The organism is Acinetobacter sp. NPDC052428 (genome assembly GCF_044547685.1).
Classification (GTDB): domain Bacteria; phylum Pseudomonadota; class Gammaproteobacteria; order Pseudomonadales; family Moraxellaceae; genus Acinetobacter; species Acinetobacter lwoffii_G.
The window spans coordinates 1-21,874 of the sequence record NZ_JBIUAT010000018.1; the positions used below are offsets into that span (position 1 = coordinate 1).

General features: G+C 42.8%; 17 protein-coding genes and 1 tRNA gene. 7 read left to right on the top strand and 11 right to left on the bottom strand.

Annotated elements, in window-relative coordinates:
- The first annotated feature begins 379 nt into the window (after window positions 1-379).
- Entirely contained in the window at window positions 380-1,015 is a 636-nt protein-coding gene (locus ACIG3F_RS10440; protein WP_222110444.1) for a YqiJ family protein, read from the top strand.
- A 37-nt stretch (window positions 1,016-1,052) separates the two neighbouring features.
- Window positions 1,053-2,759 carry a flotillin family protein gene (locus ACIG3F_RS10445; RefSeq protein WP_180180363.1) on the top strand — a complete coding sequence of 569 codons (1,707 nt, stop codon included), beginning with the start codon at window positions 1,053-1,055 and terminating at the stop codon, window positions 2,757-2,759.
- A gap of 65 nt (window positions 2,760-2,824) precedes the next feature.
- Here ACIG3F_RS10445 and sucD read toward each other — a convergent pair whose 3' ends face one another.
- From sucD to sdhC, 9 genes are all read right to left on the bottom strand, one after another.
- Window positions 2,825-3,715, bottom strand: a complete 891-nt coding sequence (gene sucD / locus ACIG3F_RS10450) for a succinate--CoA ligase subunit alpha (RefSeq protein ID WP_004279438.1) — start codon at window positions 3,713-3,715, stop codon at window positions 2,825-2,827.
- A gap of 13 nt (window positions 3,716-3,728) precedes the next feature.
- Window positions 3,729-4,895 carry an ADP-forming succinate--CoA ligase subunit beta gene (sucC, locus tag ACIG3F_RS10455; RefSeq protein WP_253159194.1) on the bottom strand — a complete coding sequence of 389 codons (1,167 nt, stop codon included), beginning with the start codon at window positions 4,893-4,895 and terminating at the stop codon, window positions 3,729-3,731.
- Between the two features lie 170 nt (window positions 4,896-5,065).
- The gene (lpdA, locus tag ACIG3F_RS10460) at window positions 5,066-6,496 is read right to left on the bottom strand and encodes a dihydrolipoyl dehydrogenase (RefSeq protein ID WP_396470006.1); all 1,431 of its coding nucleotides are present in this window, start codon (window positions 6,494-6,496) and stop codon (window positions 5,066-5,068) included.
- A 61-nt stretch (window positions 6,497-6,557) separates the two neighbouring features.
- Window positions 6,558-7,772 carry a 2-oxoglutarate dehydrogenase complex dihydrolipoyllysine-residue succinyltransferase gene (gene odhB, locus ACIG3F_RS10465; RefSeq protein WP_396470007.1) on the bottom strand — a complete coding sequence of 405 codons (1,215 nt, stop codon included), beginning with the start codon at window positions 7,770-7,772 and terminating at the stop codon, window positions 6,558-6,560.
- Between the two features lie 18 nt (window positions 7,773-7,790).
- Window positions 7,791-10,613 carry a 2-oxoglutarate dehydrogenase E1 component gene (locus ACIG3F_RS10470; protein WP_396470008.1) on the bottom strand — a complete coding sequence of 941 codons (2,823 nt, stop codon included), beginning with the start codon at window positions 10,611-10,613 and terminating at the stop codon, window positions 7,791-7,793.
- 821 nt (window positions 10,614-11,434) lie between these two features.
- Window positions 11,435-12,145, bottom strand: a complete 711-nt coding sequence (locus ACIG3F_RS10475; protein ID WP_004279433.1) for a succinate dehydrogenase iron-sulfur subunit — start codon at window positions 12,143-12,145, stop codon at window positions 11,435-11,437.
- A 14-nt stretch (window positions 12,146-12,159) separates the two neighbouring features.
- Complete coding sequence (locus ACIG3F_RS10480) at window positions 12,160-14,058, bottom strand: FAD-binding protein (RefSeq protein ID WP_004279432.1); 1,899 nt, start codon at window positions 14,056-14,058, stop codon at window positions 12,160-12,162.
- A 12-nt stretch (window positions 14,059-14,070) separates the two neighbouring features.
- On the bottom strand, window positions 14,071-14,436 hold the full coding sequence (gene sdhD, locus ACIG3F_RS10485; protein ID WP_004279431.1) for a succinate dehydrogenase, hydrophobic membrane anchor protein: 366 nt from the start codon (window positions 14,434-14,436) through the stop codon (window positions 14,071-14,073).
- Window positions 14,436-14,834, bottom strand: a complete 399-nt coding sequence (gene sdhC / locus ACIG3F_RS10490) for a succinate dehydrogenase, cytochrome b556 subunit (protein WP_004279430.1) — start codon at window positions 14,832-14,834, stop codon at window positions 14,436-14,438. Before sdhC ends, sdhD begins: the two co-directional genes overlap by 1 nt.
- Before the next feature lie 1,005 nt (window positions 14,835-15,839).
- Here sdhC and gltA point away from each other — a divergent pair.
- The 3 genes from gltA to ACIG3F_RS10505 all read left to right on the top strand — a co-directional run bounded on the left by gltA (window position 15,840) and on the right by ACIG3F_RS10505 (window position 19,775).
- Window positions 15,840-17,114 carry a citrate synthase gene (gene gltA / locus ACIG3F_RS10495; protein ID WP_004279429.1) on the top strand — a complete coding sequence of 425 codons (1,275 nt, stop codon included), beginning with the start codon at window positions 15,840-15,842 and terminating at the stop codon, window positions 17,112-17,114.
- A 158-nt stretch (window positions 17,115-17,272) separates the two neighbouring features.
- Window positions 17,273-17,776, top strand: coding sequence for a hypothetical protein (locus ACIG3F_RS10500; RefSeq protein WP_396470009.1), 504 nt, complete (start codon window positions 17,273-17,275; stop codon window positions 17,774-17,776).
- Window positions 17,777-18,149: 373 nt separating this feature from the next.
- Window positions 18,150-19,775, top strand: a complete 1,626-nt coding sequence (locus tag ACIG3F_RS10505) for an NAD+ synthase (protein WP_004730268.1) — start codon at window positions 18,150-18,152, stop codon at window positions 19,773-19,775.
- A gap of 218 nt (window positions 19,776-19,993) precedes the next feature.
- Here ACIG3F_RS10505 and ACIG3F_RS10510 read toward each other — a convergent pair.
- A tRNA-Met gene (locus tag ACIG3F_RS10510) sits at window positions 19,994-20,070 on the bottom strand.
- Window positions 20,071-20,245: 175 nt separating this feature from the next.
- Between ACIG3F_RS10510 and ACIG3F_RS10515 the strand changes: the two genes are divergently transcribed.
- Complete coding sequence (locus ACIG3F_RS10515; RefSeq protein WP_071850585.1) at window positions 20,246-20,650, top strand: hypothetical protein; 405 nt, start codon at window positions 20,246-20,248, stop codon at window positions 20,648-20,650.
- Window positions 20,651-20,890: 240 nt separating this feature from the next.
- Window positions 20,891-21,331 (top strand): universal stress protein, encoded by a 441-nt coding sequence (locus ACIG3F_RS10520; RefSeq protein ID WP_004279425.1) that lies wholly within the window; start codon window positions 20,891-20,893, stop codon window positions 21,329-21,331.
- 43 nt (window positions 21,332-21,374) lie between these two features.
- On the opposite strand, the gene ACIG3F_RS10525 is transcribed toward ACIG3F_RS10520, so the two are convergent.
- Window positions 21,375-21,716, bottom strand: a complete 342-nt coding sequence (locus tag ACIG3F_RS10525) for an MGMT family protein (protein WP_396470011.1) — start codon at window positions 21,714-21,716, stop codon at window positions 21,375-21,377.
- Between the last annotated feature and the right edge of the window lie 158 nt (window positions 21,717-21,874).

The following is a 21,874-nucleotide window of genomic DNA, read 5'->3' on the forward strand; positions in this document are numbered from 1 at the left end:
GTTATGGCGTTTTAAAACATCAGACTGCCTATCAAAGAGATTATTTATTGGTCGAATAATCTCAAAACCTGATTGACTACCAAGACGGTATCTCAGGTCGATGTATCTCTATATCTTTCTCAGGCAAGCATACACAGAATGCCATGCTATTCAGAATTCCTATTGCCGCTATGACATCACTTGCTCAAACATCCATTTAACTTATAGTTTATTATTAATTTTAATAGTTTAATAATTATTAAATAATCAATATATTCAATCCTTGTTTATAAGGTTTTTTGTTATTTTTTTGCATACAAAATCAACAATTACTGTTATCGTTATATCAATAAAAACTTTCAGATACTTTTCCTAAAAACATAATTATAGAGATGAAAAAATGTGGGAACTGTTTACGCATCCATCCAATATCGTATTTAGTATTAGCCTGAGCCTAATGCTGATGTTTGCAGCACTAGAATGTATTCTATTGCTGCTTGGCGGCGGCTCTCAGCATATCTTTGAACAGTTTTTACCTGAAGATCCCCTGCAACCAGAAATAAGCCCGGATCAGTCTCCGGGTGTTTTCAGCAAAGTATTTGACTGGTTATATCTGGGGCGTCTGCCTTTATTTATCTGGCTAATCATTTTTCTGACCAGTTATGGGTTAAGCGGTTTATTGATTCAGGGCATATTTGAGCGCCTGACCAGCCAGCTGTTTAATGTTTGGCTGATTTCTCCGGCCTGCCTGTTTCTGTGTATGCCTGTGGTGCGCTTTCTTGCCATGGCCGCCAGTAAGCTCCTGCCCCAAGATGAAACCTCTGCGATTCATAGTGATGAACTCATCGGACGTACCGCGACCATTATTCTCGGAGATGCCAAAATGAATTCTCCAGCACAAGCCAAAGTCCGGGATCAACATGGCCAGACCCATTATGTGCTGGTTGAACCAGAAAACAATCAAATTTTAAATCAAGGTCAGAATGTAGTTCTAACCCACAAAACCAAGAACGGCTTTCAAGCCATTGCACTTTAATTTTATTTAGCTAGCACTCAATTGAGACTTTATAACAATGTTAACATTTGATTTATATAATATTTTAATTATTGCGGGAATTATTTTTGTAGCACTGGTGACCTTCGGTCTCATCATTGCACGTTTATACCGTCGTTCAAGCAAGGAAATTTCCTTTGTACGTACCGGTTGGGGTGGAGAAAAAGTGATTTTAGGTGGAGGCGCAATCGTGCTTCCGGTGTTACATGAAATCATTCCAGTAAATATGAATACCCTACGTCTTGAAGTCCGCCGTGCTGATGATCAGGCACTGATTACCCGTGACCGTATGCGAGTCGATGTCATGGCCGAATTCTATGTCCGAGTCAAACCTACCGCAGATTCAATTGCCACCGCAGCACAAACCCTTGGTCAAAAAACCATGTCACCGAATGAACTAAAAAATCTGGTGGAAGGTAAGTTCGTTGATTCACTGCGCGCAGTGGCTGCAGAAATGGCCATGGAAGAACTGCATGAAAAACGCGTCGATTTCGTACAAAAAGTACAGCAAGTCGTTTCGGAAGATTTACATAAAAATGGTCTGGAGCTTGAAACGGTTTCCCTAACCGGACTGGATCAGACCGGATTTAAATACTTCAACCCGCAAAATGCATTTGATGCTGAAGGTCTGACCAAGCTCACTGAAACCATTGAAGATCGTCGCCGCAAGCGTAACCACATTGAACAGGATACCGATCTGGCGATCAAAACCAAAAATCTGGAAGCTGAACAGGCGCGCCTGCAAATTATTCGTGAAGAAGAATATGCCAAGCTGCAACAAGAACGTGAAATTGCCATTCGCCGTGCTGAACAGCTGGCTGAAATTGCCGCTCAGGAAGCCGGCAAAAAACGTGAAGCAGAAGAAGCACAAATTGCCGCTGAACGAGAAGTCGAACTCAAGCGTATTTTGGCCGCCCGTGATGTCGAAAATGAAAATATTCAAAAGGCTCAGCTGATTCAAAAAGCACAGGTCGAGCAAAAGAAAACCATTGAACTCGCTGAACAGGACCGCGCCATTGCCATTGCGGAAAAATCACGTGCTGAATCTGAAGCTAAAGCCCAAGCCGATCAGGCGCGTGCACAAGCGGTAAAAGCGGAAGAAGAAGTCATCACCGTACGTCAAATCCAGCAAGCAGAGCGTCAAAAGGCAGTTGAGCTGGTCGCAGCCAAAGAACATGCTGAAAAAGATGCAATTGCCATTACAGTTGCCGCTGAAGCTGGCAAACAAGCGGCAGCAGATGATGCAGAAGCAGTGCGGATTGCGGCTGAGGCGGAAGCAGAAAAAGTCCGCCTTAAAGCCAAGGGCGAAGCGGATGCGAAAATTCTATTGGCTCAGGCAATGGAGAAACAGTATCAGGTGGATGCTGAAGGTACACGTGCGGTCAATGAAGCCAATAACGTCCTGTCACCTGAACAGGTCGAAATGCAGATTCGTCTGGCCATGCTGAAATACTTGCCTGAAATTATCAGAGAAAGTGTCAAGCCAATGGAGAATATTGATGATATCAAGATTCTCCAGGTGAATGGCCTACATGGCGGTCATGCCGGTGCCTGTCAGGCAGATGCCCATCATGAGAATAGTAATGTTGCTCTTTCAGATCAGGTGGTGAATAGCGCCCTGCGTTATCGTAGCCAGGCACCGCTCATTGACAGCCTGATGAGTGAGCTCGGTATTCAGGGTGGAGATATTAATGGGATGACCCAAAGCCTTAAAGCTAAAACTTAAAAATAGACTGAGATATAAAAAAGCTCCCATCTGGGAGCTTTTTTATTAAAGGTCTAATGTGAATATCAAGCCAAACCTTTATCTTTTAACACTTGCAGCATGGTCGAACCAAGTTCAGCAGGACTACGCGTATACGCCATACCCGCACGTTCAAAGGCAGCAAATTTTTCTTCAGCTGTGCCCTTACCACCTGAAATAATCGCACCTGCGTGACCCATACGTTTGCCTTTAGGTGCAGTTACACCCGCAATATAACCAACAACTGGCTTAGTCACATTCGATTGAATATATTCAGCTGCTTCTTCTTCAGCTGTACCACCAATCTCACCAATCATGATAATGGCTTCAGTTTGCGGATCTTCCTGGAACAATTTCAAGCAATCAATCTGGTTCATGCCCGGAATTGGGTCTCCACCAATACCGATACAAGTCGACTGACCTAAACCGAGTTTTGTGGTTTGCGCCACAGCCTCATAAGTCAGTGTGCCTGAACGCGAAATAATCCCGATTTTACCCGGCTGATGAATATGCCCCGGCATGATCCCGATCTTACATTCACCCGGCGTAATAATACCCGGACAGTTTGGTCCGATCAGACGTGTGCCATTACCATTGGTTTCCAGATAACGCTTGGCTTTAAGCATATCGATGGTCGGTACACCTTCAGTAATCACCACAATTAACTCAATGCCAGAATCAACCGCTTCAACAATAGAATCCAGTACAAAGGGGGCCGGAACATAAATCACCGAAGCATCTGCACCCGTTTCTTTCACCGCTTCACGCATGGTATTAAATACAGGCAATTCTAGATGGGTTTGACCACCTTTACCTGGGGTTACACCACCCACAACTTTGGTACCATAGGCCAGAGCCTGTTCAGAATGGAATGTACCGTTTTTACCTGTAAAGCCCTGTACCAATACTTTAGTGTCTTTATTAACTAATACGCTCATGATCAATACCCCTTTAAGCTTTTACAGCAGCAACGATTTTTTCTGCAGCGTCAGCAAGACCATGTGCAGAAATCAATTTCAAACCTGATTCATCCAGTAATTTTGCACCCAGTTCCGCATTGTTGCCTTCGAGGCGAACAACCACAGGAACGGTCACATTTACTTCCTGAACCGCTGCAATAATTGCTTCAGCAATCATGTCACAACGCACAATTCCACCAAAAATATTAATCAATACACCCTGCACAGAAGTATCTGCCAAGATAATTTTAAAGGCTTCAATCACGCGCTCTTTGGTCGCACCACCACCAACATCCAGGAAGTTGGCTGGTTGACCGCCATAAAGCTTAATAATATCCATGGTTGCCATGGCAAGACCGGCACCATTGACCATACAACCAATGTTACCTTCCAACGCTACATAGTTCAGATCAAACTCAGACGCTTTTAGCTCACGTTCATTTTCCTGAGACTTATCACGTAATGCGGCCACTTCAGGCAAACGGTACAGCGCATTCGAATCAATTCCGATTTTGGCATCAACACACAGAATGTCGCCATTTTCACGCACAGACAACGGATTGATTTCGAAAAGTGCAAAATCATTATCTACAAATGCCTGATAAGCAGCCGTCATGACTTTAACAAACTGATTAATTTGTCCATCTTTGAGTTTAAGTGCAAAAGCAACTTCACGCGCCTGAAATGGCATTAGACCGACTAAAGGATCAACTTCAACTTTAATAATTTTTTCAGGGGTTTCTTCGGCCACTTTCTCAATTTCAACACCGCCTTCAGTTGATGCCATAAAAGTGATGCGGCGAGTCGAGCGATCTACAACAGCGCCCAAGTACAGCTCGCGCTCAACCGGATAAACATCTTCCGAGACTAAAATGCTATTGACTGGCTGACCATTGGCATCCGTTTGATAAGTCACCAAGCGTGAACCAATAATCTGGTTGGCATATTCAGCAGCCTCGGCAGCCGATTTCACCACTTTTACCCCACCAGCCTTACCCCGGCCACCCGCATGCACCTGTGCTTTCAATACTGCGAACTTTCCACCCAGCTGCTCGAAAGCATGCACCGTTTCATCGGCATTGGTGGCAAGTATTCCTTCCTGCACAGGCATACCATATTTTTTTAATAGCGCTTTTGCTTGATACTCATGTAAATTCATTGAATAACCTTTTATTACTTCTTTGCCTTGTTATAACCCACTAGCACCCAGACGTCCGTCAAAGCAGCACCAGCATTTCTTAAAATCGTTATCTTTATTTTTAGATGATTGTTCCAATAAAAACAACCATGAAATGTAAAAAGAGCGACCTAAGTCGCTCTTTTTTCGAATTACTTACGCTTACGTTGGATCGCGTGAATCGCGCGACCATCAACTGCAAGTGCAGCTTCATGTACCACTTCAGAGAATGTCGGGTGACCGAAAGTCATCAACTGTAGATCTTCAACTGAAGATACAAACTCAAGTGCGATCATACCTTGGTGAACGATATCAGACGCAGCAGGCCCGATTACGTGCATACCGAGTAGACGGTCAGTTTTTGCATCAGCAACAAACTTCACGAAACCAGCATTTTCACCAGCAGCCATTGCACGACCGTTCGCAGCAAAGCCGAATTGACCAGTTTTTACTTCATGGCCTTTTTCTTTTGCTTGCTCTTCTGTTAAACCTACCCACGCCGCTTCTGGGTGTGTGTAAATTACAGAAATAATCGTGTCGTAGTTCACTTGTGCAGCATGACCGTGAATACGCTCAACTGCCATTACGCCTTCTTCCATTGCTTTATGTGCAAGCATTGGACCACGTACCAAGTCACCAATTGCGTATACGCCCTCAACTGAAGTTGCACACCAATCGTTTACTTCAACCAGACCACGTTCAGTCAGTTTGATACCGCAATCATCAGCCAATAGGCCTTCTGCATAAGCACGACGGCCTACACAAACGATCAACTTGTCGAAAGTTTGAGTTTTGTCTTCGCCACCTTGAGTGTACTTAACCGTAACTTCACGACCGTTAACTTCAGTGCCAGCAACTTTCGCGCCTACACGGATATCAAGACCTTGTTTAGTCAAAACTTTTTGGTAGTCTTTTGCCAATGCTTTGTCAGCCATTGGTAAGAATGCATCCATTGCTTCAAATACAACAACTTCCGCACCCAAACGACGCCATACAGAACCAAGTTCTAAACCGATTACGCCCGCACCAATTACACCTAAACGCTTAGGTACTTCTTGGAATTCAAGCGCGCCAGTAGAGTCAACAATGATGTCTTGATCTACAGGAGCCACAGGAATATTTACCGGTACAGAACCAGTCGCAAGAATCACGTACTTAGGTTCTAAAATTTGAGTTTCGCCTTCGTGAGACACAAACTCAACTTTTTTACCAGCAAGGAGTTTACCCGTACCTTTTAACCATTCAATACCGTTACCTTTAAGCAGGCCATCGATACCCATAGTCAATTGGTTTACGATTTTGTCTTTACGAGCCAGCATTTTAGAAAGATCGAATTTAACTTCACCAGTCGTAATACCATGGTCATCTAGGTGATGAACGGTATCTTCATAACGATGAGAAGAGTCAAGTAATGCTTTAGACGGGATACAACCCACGTTCAAGCAAGTACCGCCTAAAGAGGGTTTACCTTTATGAATACGTTTTTCAATACACGCAACTTTGAAACCAAGTTGAGCTGCACGAATTGCTGCTTCGTAGCCGCCCGGGCCACCACCAATTACGACTAAATCGAATTGAGACATGTTTATCTCCAAAAATGGGCCTAGAGTTTCCGCCCTAAGCCCATAAATATATTCTTAAAAATTAAAGATCAAGGATCAGACGCGCTGGCTCTTCTAACAATTCTTTGATTGTTACAAGGAAACCAACTGCTTCTTTACCATCGATTAAACGGTGGTCATAAGACAGTGCAAGGTACATCATTGGCAAGATTTCTACTTGACCATTCACCGCCATCGGACGTTCCTGGATTTTGTGCATACCCAGAATCGCAGTTTGTGGCGTATTTAGAATTGGTGTAGAAAGCAATGAACCGAAAGTACCACCATTAGTAATGGTGAATGTACCGCCAGTCATATCTTCGATACCCAGTTTACCGTCACGTGCCTTGCCAGCATATGCACGGATGCCATTTTCAACTTCAGCATAGTTCATGCGGTCTGTATCACGAAGAACAGGAACCACTAGACCACGCTCAGATGAAACTGCAACACCGATGTCGTAGTAACCGTGATACACGATGTCATCGCCATCAATTGAAGCATTTACCGCTGGATAGCGTTTAAGTGCTTCAGTTGCTGCTTTAACGAAGAATGACATGAAGCCAAGACGCGCACCATGACGCTTCTCGAATGCATCTTTGTATTGAGCACGCATTTCCATGATTGGTTTCATGTTCACTTCGTTGAACGTGGTCAACATTGCAGTTTCTTGAGTCGCTGCAAGTAAACGTTCAGCAACACGCTTACGAAGGCGAGTCATAGGAACACGTTTTTCGATACGCTCGCCCACTGCAACGCTTAATGGTTGCGCTGCAGGTGCTGCCGGTTTGGCCTGATGATTTGCCACATCTTCTTTCGTGATGCGACCGCCACGGCCTGTACCTGCAACGTCAGCAGCTGCAACACCAGATTCAGTCAATGCTTTACGCACTGCTGGAGCCTGATCCTGTACTTGTTGACGTTCAACGATCGGTGCATTACCCGCTTCAGTTTGCGCAGCAGCTTGTTCAACTTTCTCTTCAGACTGAACTGCTTGAGTTTGCGTAGCGCCAGAAACAGCACCTTCTTCAAACTGTGCAATGACTTCAGCTGAAAGAACAGTATCGCCTTCACCTTTAATAATAGATGCAAGTGTACCGTCTGCAGGAGCAACAACTTCTAAAACAACTTTATCAGTCTCAATATCGCAGATCACTTCATCACGTGACACTGCTTCACCTGGTAGTTTGTGCCAAGTTGCGATCGTACCGTCCGCAACTGACTCTGGGAATACCGGTGCTTTAATTTCGGTTGCCATTACTTAGAATCTCCTGGATTATTCAGCGTCGATCGCAAGCGCGTCGTTGATGAGCTGAGCTTGTTGTTTTGCATGCAAATATGGTGAACCACATGCCGGTGCAGCAGAAGCTTCACGGCCTGCATAGCTAATACGTACTTGTTTACCCGCTTTCATCACGTCGTCATATAGACGCGGTGCGATGAACAACCAAGCGCCTTGGTTCTTCGGTTCTTCTTGCGCCCAAACAAGTTCTTTAACGTTTGCATATTGCGCAAGCACTTCTGCCAGGCGTTTTTCTGGGTATGGATATAATTGTTCAATACGTACAATTGCAGTGTTGTTCAATTCTTTTTCACGACGTTTTTCAACTAGGTCGTAATACACCTTACCACCACACAGTACCAGACGGGTTACATCTGACTTGTTGATGTTGTCTACTTCATCAATCACGGTTTGGAATGTACCGTTTGCAAGCTCTTCAAGGCTAGATACAGCAAGCTTGTGACGAAGTAAAGATTTCGGCGAAGTAACAATCAATGGCTTACGGATTGGACGAATCGCTTGACGACGTAATGCGTGGAAAATCTGCGCAGGCGTGGTCGGTGTGATGACTTGCATGTTGTCTTCAGCACATAGCTGCAAGAAACGTTCCAAACGTGCAGATGAATGCTCTGGACCTTGACCTTCAAAACCGTGAGGAAGAAGCATGGTCAAGCCACATACACGTTCCCATTTGGTTTCACCAGATGAGATAAACTGATCAATTACCACTTGTGCACAGTTTGCGAAGTCACCGAATTGCGCTTCCCAGATGATCAAACTCTTAGGAAGAGTCGTCGCATAACCATATTCAAATGCCAATACAGCCATCTCTGACAATAAAGAGTCATAGATTGCAGTACGCGGCTGGTTTTCTTTCAGGTTACACAGCGGAAGATAAGTTGAGCCATCTACCTGGTTATGCAGTTTTGCATGACGGTGTGAGAAAGTACCACGACCTACGTCTTCACCCGTTAAACGAAGCAAGTAACCATCATCTAGTACAGTTGCATACGCCAGAGTTTCAGCAGCACCCCAGTTCAATGGCATCTCGCCCGTTTGCATTTTCAGACGATCATCAATTACTTTTGCAACTTGACGCTGCATTACGAAGCCTTCAGGAAGCTCACGCATTTTCTTGCCAAGCTCTTTTAGACGTTCGATTGGGAAAGTTGTATCCCACTCGTCTGTGTACTCATGACCTAAATAAGGTGTCCAGTCCACAAACATTTTTTTGTTTGGTTCAAGTACCAGTGCATTAGCAACGTGATTACCCGCTTCTAGGTCTGCACGATAGTTCTCAACCATCTGATCTGCACTTGCGCGATCAAGAACACCCTGTTGTACCAATTGATCCGCATAAAGCGTACGCGTAGTCGCTTTCTTGTTAATCACTTGATACATCATTGGTTGAGTTGCAGCTGGCTCATCCGCTTCGTTATGACCACGACGACGGTAGCAGAACATGTCAATCACAACGTCTTTACGGAAGGTATGACGGAAGTCATGTGCCAATTGTGAAATGAACACCACAGCTTCAGGATCATCACCATTCACATGGAAGATCGGTGCCTGAATCATTTTTGCGATGTCAGTACAGTATTCTGTAGAACGTGCGTCACGTGGATCAGACGTCGTGAAACCAACCTGGTTGTTAATTACAATGTGCACTGTACCACCCACGGTATAACCGCGAGTTTGTGACATCTGGAAAGTTTCCTGGTTAACGCCCTGACCTGCAAATGCAGCATCACCGTGTACGATTAGTGGCAATACGTCATCGCCGCCAATGTCTTTACGACGTACTTGACGTGCACGTACTGAACCTTCAACCACAGGGCCAACGATTTCAAGGTGTGACGGGTTAAACGCCAATGCCAAGTGAACTTCGCCACCTGGAGTCATCACGTTTGAAGAGAAGCCTTGGTGATACTTAACGTCACCAGAACCTTTCTTGTGAATAGATTTACCTTCGAACTCACCAAACAGGTCAGCCGGGTTCTTACCCATGATGTTAACAAGAAGGTTTAAACGGCCGCGGTGAGGCATACCGATCACAACTTCTTTACAGCCTACAGAACCTGCACGCTGAATAATTTCGTTGACCATCGGGATGAATGCTTCACCACCTTCAACGCCGAAACGTTTGGCACCAACGAATTTATTACCAAGATATTTTTCTAGGCCTTCAGCCGCAGTTAAACGCTCAAGGACATGTTTCTTTTGATCAGCATTGAAGCCATATTGACCGCGTGCACTTTCTAGACGTTGTTGAATCCAACGTTTTTCTTTGGTGTCCACGATGTGCATGTATTCAGCACCGATTGAACCACAGTAAGTGGCTTCCATTGACTGAACCATTTCAGCCAAAGTCGCTTCTTCTTTACCGATCGCCAGGTTACCAGTATTGAATACTGTGTCTAAGTCAGACTGAGTCAAACCATGCGCAGCAAGATCTAGATCAGGCACAACTTCACGCTTCGCCAAACCTAATGGATCCAGTTTTGCTTTCTGGTGACCACGGTTACGGTACGCAGCAATCAGCTGTAGCACGCCAATTTGACGACGTTCATGCTCTGAGCTGACTGTCGACTGAACAATAGGCTGAATACGGCTTGAATTGCGACCTAAAAGTAGGAATTGCTCACGTACATTACTGTGTGGTTGATCACCTTTTGGGAATTTATCGAAGTACGCTCTCCAGTCAGCACCCACTGAGTCTGGAGCAGTCAAATACTGCTCATAAAGTTCTTCAATATACGCTGCACTATCAGCGGAAAGTTCAGTGTCAAGACGCAGAGCGTCAGCAACTTCTTGCATTTGTGGACCCATTTCCTATTGCAAAAACATTTTCAGGATGCTTTTTAAGCAAAACCCAGGATTATTAGCATCAAATTGGTAATATGATACTAGTCCCCCATAAGGCATAAGCCATGAGGCGTTATCACCACACCAAGAAAATCTTGATATGTTTAATGAACAATAACGCCCCTCAGCGGCATCATCACTCATTGAATACCCGATCGAAACCGGGCAATTTTTTGCAAATCGACTTAGAAAAAAGCAAGCATTAACAAAGATTTTTTCTAAAGCGACTCGGGTCTACCTTTATATACCACTCCCTGATTATGCAGTGTTTAAAAAATGTACCTGACGTGGCATTTTTTAAACATAGTCATGGGCTAAATGCTAACATAATCTCAACTTTTCAATTGATTTTTTTGACACATACCTTCCATAAATTGGCTAAATACAGTTCTGATATTTTACTCTAATATATGGTGCTTTATCTCAAAAATAGATTCAATGTAGACTTAAGTCCTAAGCATTTCCGATAAATAAAAAGAGAGCAAACCTTTCAATCCACTCCCTCCTTAAATTTCCGTTATATAATAACATCGTTCTTGCTATTTTTCAGGTCAGTTTTACATCTAAAAATCATAAATACCCAAAATAATCACATGTTCTTCTTATATGGCGCTCAAAGCCAATATCCACTTCCCCACTATTTCACTCAACTTTATACATTTTAAGTATAGTATCTTTATTTTTGTCTTATGATTTTTTAATTTTTCCAATAGTTTGCATAAAAAAAGCACACCTGAAGGTGTGCTTTTTTCTAAACTGCCAAGAGCAGCCTATTAGCCCGCCATATCTAAAAGCATATTACGGATGTGACCGATTGCTTTCGTTGGGTTCAAGCCTTTAGGACATACAGATACACAGTTCATGATGCCCTTACAACGGAACAATGAGAACGGGTCGTCTAGACGAGCCAAACGCTCTTGTGTTCCAGTATCACGCGAGTCAATGATGAAGCGGTAAGCATTCAACAATGCTGAAGGACCCAAGAACTTGTCCGGGTTCCACCAGAATGACGGGCATGAAGTTGAACAGCATGCACATAGAATACATTCATATAGACCATCAAGATGCTCACGCTCTTCAGGAGACTGTAAACGTTCCTTAGGAGGTGCAGGCTGGTTGTTGATCAAGAATGGATGGATTTTGTTGTACTGATCATAGAACTGGTTCATGTCAACCACCAAGTCTTTCACTACAGGAAGACCAGGCAATGGACGAACAGTAATTTCATTTGGTAAATCGTTCAGGTTCCAAAGACACGCCAAACCGTTTTTACCATTGATATTCACGCCATCAGAACCACAAATACCTTCACGACATGAACGACGGAACGTTAAAGTTTCGTCCTGTACTTTCAATGCAAGAAGTGCATCAAGCAACATACGATGCTTGTCAGTCAGTTCAAGTTTGAAAGTTTGCATGTACGGTGCTTTATCCTTGTCAGGATCGTAGCGGTAGATATGAAATGTACGAGTACCTCTACTCATCTGAATTCTCCTGATTAGAATGTACGTGGTTTAGGTGGAATCGCGTCAACCGACAATGGACGGTAACGAACTGGCTTATACTCTAGACGGTTGTCTGCAGAGAACCATAAAGTGTGCTTCATCCACTCATCATCACGACGACCATATGGGTATTCAGCATGGTCTGGAGACTCTTCAAAGTCTACAACCGTATGTGCACCACGGCATTCTTTACGAGCGGCAGCTGAAATAAGCGTTGCTTTCGCAACTTCATACAAGTTTTCAACTTCAAGTGCTTCAATACGTGCAGTGTTAAATACTTTAGATTTGTCTTTCAAGTGAATGTTGCGTACGCGCGGTTCAATTGCAAGAATCTGCTTCACACCTTCGTCCAGAAGCGCAGATGTACGGAATACACCAGCGTGATCTTGAACGATATCACGGATTGCATCAGCAACGTCTTGAGCATTCTCACCTGTAGTCGATTCGTCAAGTTTACGAATACGTTCAACAGTTTCTTGAAGCACAGTTGTTGGAAGTGGCTCATATTCACCATCGTGCTGTTTAGTAACATATTCAATGATATGTTGACCAGCGGCCTTACCAAATACAACCAAGTCAAGCAATGAGTTCGTACCTAGACGGTTTGCACCGTGTACAGATACACATGAACATTCACCGATTGCATAGAAACCTTTTACTGGCTTAGCAAAGTCACGACCTTCAGCATTGGTAGAGTAAACGTCGGTGTCTTTGTTGTAGTTAGCAACAAGCGCTTCTGTTTCAGGAGACTCAGGAACAACCACCTGACCATGAATATTCGTTGGAATACCACCCATTTGGTAATGGATTGTTGGTACTACAGGAATTGGCTCTTTAGTGATGTCAACGTTCGCGAATTTCTTGCCAATCTCGAATACAGATGGAAGACGTTTCATGATCGTATCCGCACCTAGGTGCGTCATATCAAGCAGGATGTAATCGCCTTTAGGACCACAACCACGACCTTCTTTGATCTCTTGATCCATAGAACGTGATACGAAGTCACGTGGCGCCAAGTCTTTCAAAGTTGGTGCATAACGTTCCATGAACGGTTCGCCGTCTTTGTTACGAAGGATTGCACCTTCACCACGACAACCTTCAGTCAACAATACGCCTGCGCCCGCAACACCCGTTGGGTGGAATTGCCAGAATTCCATATCTTGTAATGGAATACCTGCACGAGCAGCCATACCAAGACCGTCACCAGTGTTGATATAAGCGTTTGTAGATGCACGGTAAACACGACCAGCACCACCAGTAGCAAACAATGTAGCTTTTGCTTGGAATACTGCAATTTTACCAGTTTCCTGATCAATTGCTGTAACACCTAGAACGTCGCCTTTTTCGTTACGGATCAGGTCAAGCGCAATCCATTCTACGAAGAACTGAGTGCCCATTTTCACGTTGCTTTGATAAAGTGTGTGAAGAAGTGCGTGACCGGTACGGTCGGCAGCAGCACATGCACGTGGCACAGCTTTTTCACCGTAGTTTGCTGAGTGACCACCGAATGGACGTTGGTAAATTGTACCATCAGCATTACGGTCGAATGGCATACCCAGGTGTTCAAGTTCATAAACCACTTGAGGCGCTTCACGAGTCATGAACTCGATTGCATCTTGGTCACCTAACCAGTCCGAACCTTTTACAGTGTCGTAGAAGTGGTAGTGCCAGTTATCTTCTTGCATGTTACCAAGAGATGCACCAATACCACCCTGCGCTGCAACAGTGTGCGAACGAGTTGGGAATACTTTAGTCAGAACCGCAACTTTCAAACCAGCTTGAGCAAGTTGGTAAGACGCACGCATACCTGAACCACCACCACCAACGATGACAGCATCGAAAGTTTCGTGCGGAATATTTGTGTAATCTTCTTTAGGGTTTATAGCGCCCATGATTGTTTCCTATCAATTCGCCCAAAAAATCTGGATCGCCCAGATTGCATATGCAAGTACAGCAATGATCACTGCTGAAGTCAGTACAAGGCGTAAACCTGAAGCTGAAGGACCCATTTGACGAGTAGTCACATAATCCGTGAATACCTGCCACATGCCGATCCATGCGTGTGCAACAAGAGATAAGACCGCCAACAAAGACATGATCTTCATTGGAACTGTCATCATAAAGCCGTACCACTGTTCAAAGTTGAAACCACCATTCAGTAGAATCCAACCCAGTACAACAACGGTATAAACAGCTAGAACTACAGCACTGACACGTTGGAGAAACCAATCGCGAGAACCTGAACCTGTTAAACCAGTAGCGCTTTTCATTAGAGTACGATCCATACAAATGCTGCAACAATACCGATTGCAGACAAGATTAATGCGATAGTAGATGCAACACGGCCACTTTCTAGTTCTTCAGCAACGCCAATGTCAGCAAGTAAATGCTTAACACCCGCAATAAAGTGAAAAATCATGCCGGCGACAAATACCCATACAATAAAGCGAACAATGAAACCGTTAAAGATTTCTTGAACTTGCGCAAAACCTTCAGGCGAAGACAATGACTTGTCTAAAATCCATAGAAGGACCGGTACGAGTAAGAATACGATAACACCTGAAAGACGGTGTAGAATTGATGCAATAGCCACGGGTGATTTTAAGTTTACTTCTAAAACTTGACCCATGGACAAATTGACAGGTCTGTTGCTTTTCACAGCGGGCATCCTGTAAGTAAAAACTCCATCCGGAGTTTGTTGGAATTAATTCGAAGGAAAGCTGGCATTCTCAGGCAAATACATGCCTAAAATCAAAACGACACTGAATTATAAAACGTGAACTATTAAAATACAAACGGCTGAATTTGGCTTTTTGGATAAAAAACCATTGAATAAGAATCATTAACAACAATAAGTCAGACTTTATATATTATTCCACCCTTTCAATTCCTATCTATATGATTGTTTTTAAATAATTAAGATGATTAATTTACTCGGTTTTCAGCCTACAGGATCATGTTTGAGTTTTAGACTAAAGATGCACAGTTCCATCACAAATATTATTTAAATCTCTTTTTAATTCAGATTTAAATCAAGTGTCTAGATTTAACAGACCAATTGCCCCAATTCATCAGCAGCGCAGTGATTCAGATAACCTGATGTTAAATAGCGACTTAGTACACCACACGATGGGTTTTTCAATCGATTTGAAGCATTTAGATTCAAAAAATCATTCATTTATTTTTATACTGCTTACCTTTGCTGCAGAACTGGCCATTTATTAAGCTACTTTTTAATCAATTGAACCATATTCAAAATTCAATTAATTGCTTTTATTTATAATTCTACCTGTTAAATTCAGCTTGGCAAAAACGATGTAAGTTATGAGATTTATATAGTTTTAAGCATGCTCACCTTAATCTTTCACTAATTTCGCCCGCATTTCTTGCTAGGAAAAAACGCTTACAAATGCCCCAAGCAGTCTATTTTTTTCTGCACCTCTGCATCAATTTGACTTATTATAGAGGTTTGATGCTGTGATTTTACTGAACTTTTTATACTGAGCGAATGTGACTAAACTGCTGTGCGGCCGTCATTTTTCATCCATAAGTATAATTGACAAAATTTCAGTACTCACTAATCTTATAGCAAATTTTTGATCCGTCCGTTTTGTGCATTAAAAGATTGATAGACAAAGCGGATATACATTCACCAGGACAGGAGATCTATTGAATGTCTGAAGCAACTGGCAAGAAAGCCGTTTTACAGCTTGATGGCAAAGAAATTGAACTACCAATTTACAGCGGCACATTGGGCCCAGATGTAATCGACGTTAAAGATGTGTTGGCTGCAGGTCACTTTACTTTTGATCCTGGTTTTATGGCGACAGCTGCGTGCGAGTCTAAAATCACGTTCATCGATGGTAACAAAGGTGTACTTTTACACCGCGGCTACCCAATCGATCAATTGGCGACTAAAGCTGATTACCTGGAAACTTGCTATTTATTGTTAAATGGCGAACTTCCAACTGCTGAGCAAAAAGAAGAATTTGACGCTAAAGTACGTAACCATACGATGGTTCACGATCAAGTTAGCCGTTTCTACAATGGTTTCCGTCGTGATGCGCATCCTATGGCGATCATGGTAGGTGTGGTTGGTGCGTTGTCTGCGTTCTATCACAACAACCTTGACATCGAAGATGTGAACCACCGTGAAATCACTGCAATTCGTTTAATCGCGAAGATTCCTACGCTGGCGGCTTGGAGCTACAAGTACACCATCGGTCAACCATTCGTTTACCCACGTAACGACCTTGGTTATGCAGAAAACTTCCTGCACATGATGTTTGCTACTCCTGCAGACCGTGATTATAAAGTTGATCCAATTCTTGCAAAAGCAATGGACCGTATCTTCACGCTTCATGCTGACCACGAACAAAATGCGTCTACGTCTACAGTACGTTTAGCTGGTTCTACCGGTGCGAATCCGTATGCATGTATCGCTGCTGGTATCTCTGCACTTTGGGGCCCTGCTCACGGCGGCGCGAACGAAGCTGTTCTTAAGATGCTTGACGAAATCGGCACTGTAGAAAACGTTGCTGGCTTCATGGAAAAAGTAAAAACTAAAGAAGTTAAACTAATGGGCTTCGGTCACCGAGTTTACAAAAACTTCGATCCACGTGCGAAAGTAATGAAAGAAACTTGTGACGAAGTTCTTGGTGCACTTGGCATCAATGATCCACAGCTTGCATTGGCTATGGAACTTGAACGTATCGCGCTTTCTGACGAATACTTCATCAAGCGTAACCTTTACCCGAACGTAGACTTCTACTCAGGTATCATCCTTAAAGCGATTGGTATCCCGACTGAAATGTTTACTGTAATCTTCGCGCTTGCACGTACTGTTGGCTGGATCAGCCACTGGTTAGAAATGCACAGCGGTCCTTACAAGATCGGTCGTCCTCGTCAGCTTTACACTGGCGAAGTTCAACGCGATATCGTTCGTTAATTCGAACCGCGTCGAAAGACTTAAAAAAAACCATCCTCCCGGGTGGTTTTTTTTAGTGCTGACAAAAGCCTACAAAAAATTGACCTGAAACGTTTTAAAATTAGCATATCAAAATCATATTCACGAACTAAGTCACCTAAAAACAGGATGCATATTGAATGCTGTTGTATTTTCTGCCCTTTATTTTAAGACTGGTTCGTTTTGAACAGTTTAAGTGCCGCAGTCTAACGCCTGGTGAAATCAAAGTTTCCCAACAGGTATTTGGCAACCTGATCGATTATTCTCGCGTTAAAATCATGAATCACCCCTACCTGCCCTGGCAATCCAAACATGTCATTATGGCCCCCAGTGGCTACATCCATGTACGCAATTTAAATTATCGAGAAGATTATTCGCGCGAGAGTTTATCTTATCAAGCGCTCTTTATTCATGAGATGGCGCATATTTATCAACACCAATGTCAGATCAATGTGCTTTTAAAAGGGGCATTTTTACAAAGTGCTTATTTTCTCAGCTTGGGAAAATATAATCCGTACAAATATCAATTTAATCCCAACAAATCATTTTCAACCTACAATATTGAACAACAAGGCGATATTGCCCGGGATATTTTTCTAAAAAAAATTCCGAATATTATTTTAAATCCAACAATAAACAGATGATATTTAATCAGTTTAATTCCAAACAATATAGCTAAGGCATATTTTAAAAGCCAAAATTTAGATTTCAGTCTTTAAATCTACATAAGCCTAGATGCATAAAAAATCAGCATATTTTCTAATTTTATATAATAACTTTTTTCACTCAATGCCTGTTCTGCTAAATCAACTCTAGCTTATCGATAGAATTTCGATAAAATAGGCCGGTATGATTATTTTGCATCGCAGATTAAGATTCAATGATCATGCGATAAAAAGTTTTTTTATTTAAGCCATTTGGCATTTTATGAATATCGAAGTGCACTCAACTGAATAATTAGAATTATAAAAATCAGTAATTTAGTGTATCAACCTATAGGAATAGGATTTACTTGGAATGAAAAGTTTTAAAATTGCGATTGCTCAATTCTCTCCACATGTGGGCAATCTGGATGCAAATACGCAAAAAATGATTGATCTGGCCAATCAGGCTAAAAAAGATAAAGCGGATCTGATTATCTTTCCTGAACTTTCAACGCTGGGCTACCCTGCAGAAGACTTATTAATTCGCCCGAGCCTGGTGAAACGCACCAAAGCGGCTTTTGAAAAACTGACTGAAGTAAAAGATATTGTCATGGTCTTTGGTTTTGTTAATCAAACTGAAGATGGTCAGCGTTATAACTCGGCTGCTGTCATGAAAGATGGCGAAGTACTGGGTGTTTATAACAAGCAAGTGTTGCCAAACTATGGCGTATTTGATGAAAAGCGTTATTTTGGCGAAGGTCATCAGCATCTGGTTTTTGAGTATCTTGGACATAAATTTGGCGTACTGATCTGTGAAGATGTCTGGTCTTTGGCCACTGTTCAGCAACTGGCAAAATTGAATATCGACACAGCTTTGGTACTGAATGCATCGCCATATGAAGTGGGTAAACCACAACATCGCATTGAAACCATGGCGGCCTTGGTCAAACAGCTAAATATCAATCTGGTGTACTGTAACCAGGTCGGTGGCCAAGATGATCTGATCTTTGACGGCACCAGCTTTGTGCTCAACAAATCTGGCGAGGTGGCTTTACAGGCACCAACTTTCCAGGAAAATCTGGCAATTGCAGAATTTAACGCTGAACAGCTGCAATTCAGCAAAGGCGCAATTGCACCTGCTTTAGACACCATGGCTGAGATTTATCAAAGCCTGGTCATGGCCACACGTGATTATGTACAGCGTTCTGGCTTCCCAGGTGTGATTCTGGGACTGTCTGGCGGGATTGACTCTGCCCTGACCCTGGCGATTGCTGTAGATGCGCTTGGTGCAGACAAAGTTCAGGCTGTGATGATGCCGTATACCTATACCGCACAAATCAGTGTGGAAGATGCAGCGGCTCAAGCCAAAAATATGGGCGTGACTTTCGGTATTGCTGAAATTAACCCTGTGGTAAGCGGCTTTATGCAGGTGCTATTCCCATTCTTTGGCAATGCACCTGTGGATGCCACCGAGGAAAACCTGCAAGCACGTTCACGTGGCACCTTGTTGATGGCTCTGTCTAACAAATTCGGTAATCTGGTGCTGGCAACCGGTAATAAATCTGAACTAGCTGTCGGTTATTGCACCCTGTATGGCGATATGGTCGGTGGTTATGCAGTTCTGAAAGATGTGTATAAAACCATTGTGTTTGAACTGGCGAAATATCGTAACAGCATTTCAGAAACTCCAGTGATTCCGGAACGTGTGATTACCCGTCCACCTTCAGCAGAACTGCGTCCAGATCAGGTCGATCAAGACTCTTTACCTGCCTATGACATTCTAGATGCGATCTTGTACTCTTATATTGAAGAAGATATGAGTCAAGACGATATCATTGCCAAAGGCTTTGATGCTGAAGTCGTGAAAAAAGTGATTCGTCTAGTTGATATCAATGAGTACAAGCGCCGCCAAGGTGCCATTGGGCCACGTATCAGTTCACGTTCTTATGGCCGTGAGCGTCGTTATCCAATCGTGAATGGCTGGAAAGCAGGTAGCTAAATTCTGTTTTCAATGATGTAAATCAGAATCGTCCAAGTGAAGACTTGGGCGATTTTTTATGCGGCAGTAAAATGAAGAATAGCCCCAACATTAAGAAGGAAAAATGATGTTTTGAGAAATCTGAAAAAATTAGTGGATGCTTCAAATATTTTTTATAGTTTGCAGTACTTTTTAAAAGACAAAAAAAGAGACCAAGCTGAGAGCTTGGTCTTTTAAAATGGTGGCTATGACGAGACTTGAACTTGTGACCCCCGCATTATGAGTGCGGTGCTCTAACCAACTGAGCTACATAGCCGTAAACTGTGTGCGCATTATCGTAATTTCAGCTTCTATCGTCAAGCATTTTAAAAAACAAATGTTCAGTCTTTATGCAAATACAGAATAAACTTTTAAATTTTAAACAAAAAAGCTTTTTTTAGTATGTAATTCACGCATTCATAGCACTCTTTAATTCTTCGAGGATTCACCAAATGTATAAAATCAAAATATTTATTTTACTCATTGGCCTTTCAAGCCTGAGTGCCTGCCAGATCATCTCGCCTATTTTCGTAGATTATAATGGCGTCAGACGTGATGTGGCACAGTGGATTAATCAGCAGCAACTGATGAGCATGCAGCAAAAACGGTCCTTGGCACAACTCAGCAGAGCACAGCAGAAAATCGGGCGCTATCCGGAATATGATCAGAGCCAACGACTGGCGGTAACCCGGGAAAATCAGATTGCATTACATTGTGCGCGTTTACATGTGACAGAACATAAAATCCGGCAGCTACAGCAAAAAATTTATGCAGGTGAAACTCAAACAATTTTAAATCGCTATGAACAGCTGTCACCGCAAATAAAATTAGACCCGACCTCTATTCGATGTGATTAATCACTGTCTTAGGCTATCACATTAATTACATATAAATGATTAACTTAGGCTAAATAAATCACCCAATTAAATAGCTCTAAACAGGTGCTTCATTTTTTAATCTATTAGACATTATACCTATGTATTTACTTGGTTTTATTTTTATACAATACAGGCTATGATCAAAGTATAAACAACTATTCGTACCCGGTTTAACGCGTCATAATTTTATAACTCTAAATTCCCCTCAGGAGAATTCTAATGCCTTTTGAACATATTTTAGTACCTGTTGACGGTTCAGAAACATCGTATGCTGCAGTGGATAAAGCTGTAGAAATTGCCAAAGCATTTAACAGTAAAGTCACAGTGGTTCAAGTGCTGGCACTGGACCCTTATATCGCTGCGGAATATATCTCTGCGGCACAAACCAATGACCTGATTGAACGTGCCCGTACTTCCATCCTGAAAACGCTGGATGAAGCCAAAGCAAAATTCTCTGGTGCCGGTGTTGAAGTGGATACACAGCTCCTTGAGGGTCAGGTAATTTATAGCGAGATTGTCAAAGCAGCTAAAGATTTAAATTCTGACCTGATCGTGATTGGTTCCCATGGTCGCACGGGCTTCAAAAAGCTGTTCCTTGGCAGCGTAGCGCAAAGCATTCTCGGCCAAGCGGATATCCCAGTAATGGTGATTCGCAACTAAGTTATGTTTAAAATCCCCACTTTTCACCAAGTGGGGATTTTTTTTATATCTTGACCAGACCATCCCATTGATAGCGTTTTAAATCCAAGCGATCACCTTTAAGAAAAATTCCTTCCTGCATGAGTTTTTGCTGCTGGATATTCTGGCCATGTTCGTCCAGTTGCTTCAGACTGATTTTCGCCTGGGCATTGATCACCCGATACCAAGGAATATCAGTGTCCGAATCTAGATGACTTAATACCCGTCCGACCAATCGCGCATGTTTGGGTAAACCTGCCAGTCTAGCAATCTGTCCGTAGGTGGCGACTTTGGCATACGGAATCTGATTGACCACAGCCAAAATCATTTCTGCCATTTCCTGACTGGCTGAACTTGTCTGGGTCATTTTCATCTCATTAATAGCTTATTTAAATCAAAAATCACAATCCACCCCCAGTAAAAAAGCTATAGGAGAGTGATTAAGCCTGATGAAATACGCTGATTCAAGCTCTCATCTCACTATAAAAACCAATCTAACAGTCTCTTGATCTTCTAAGTTTTATC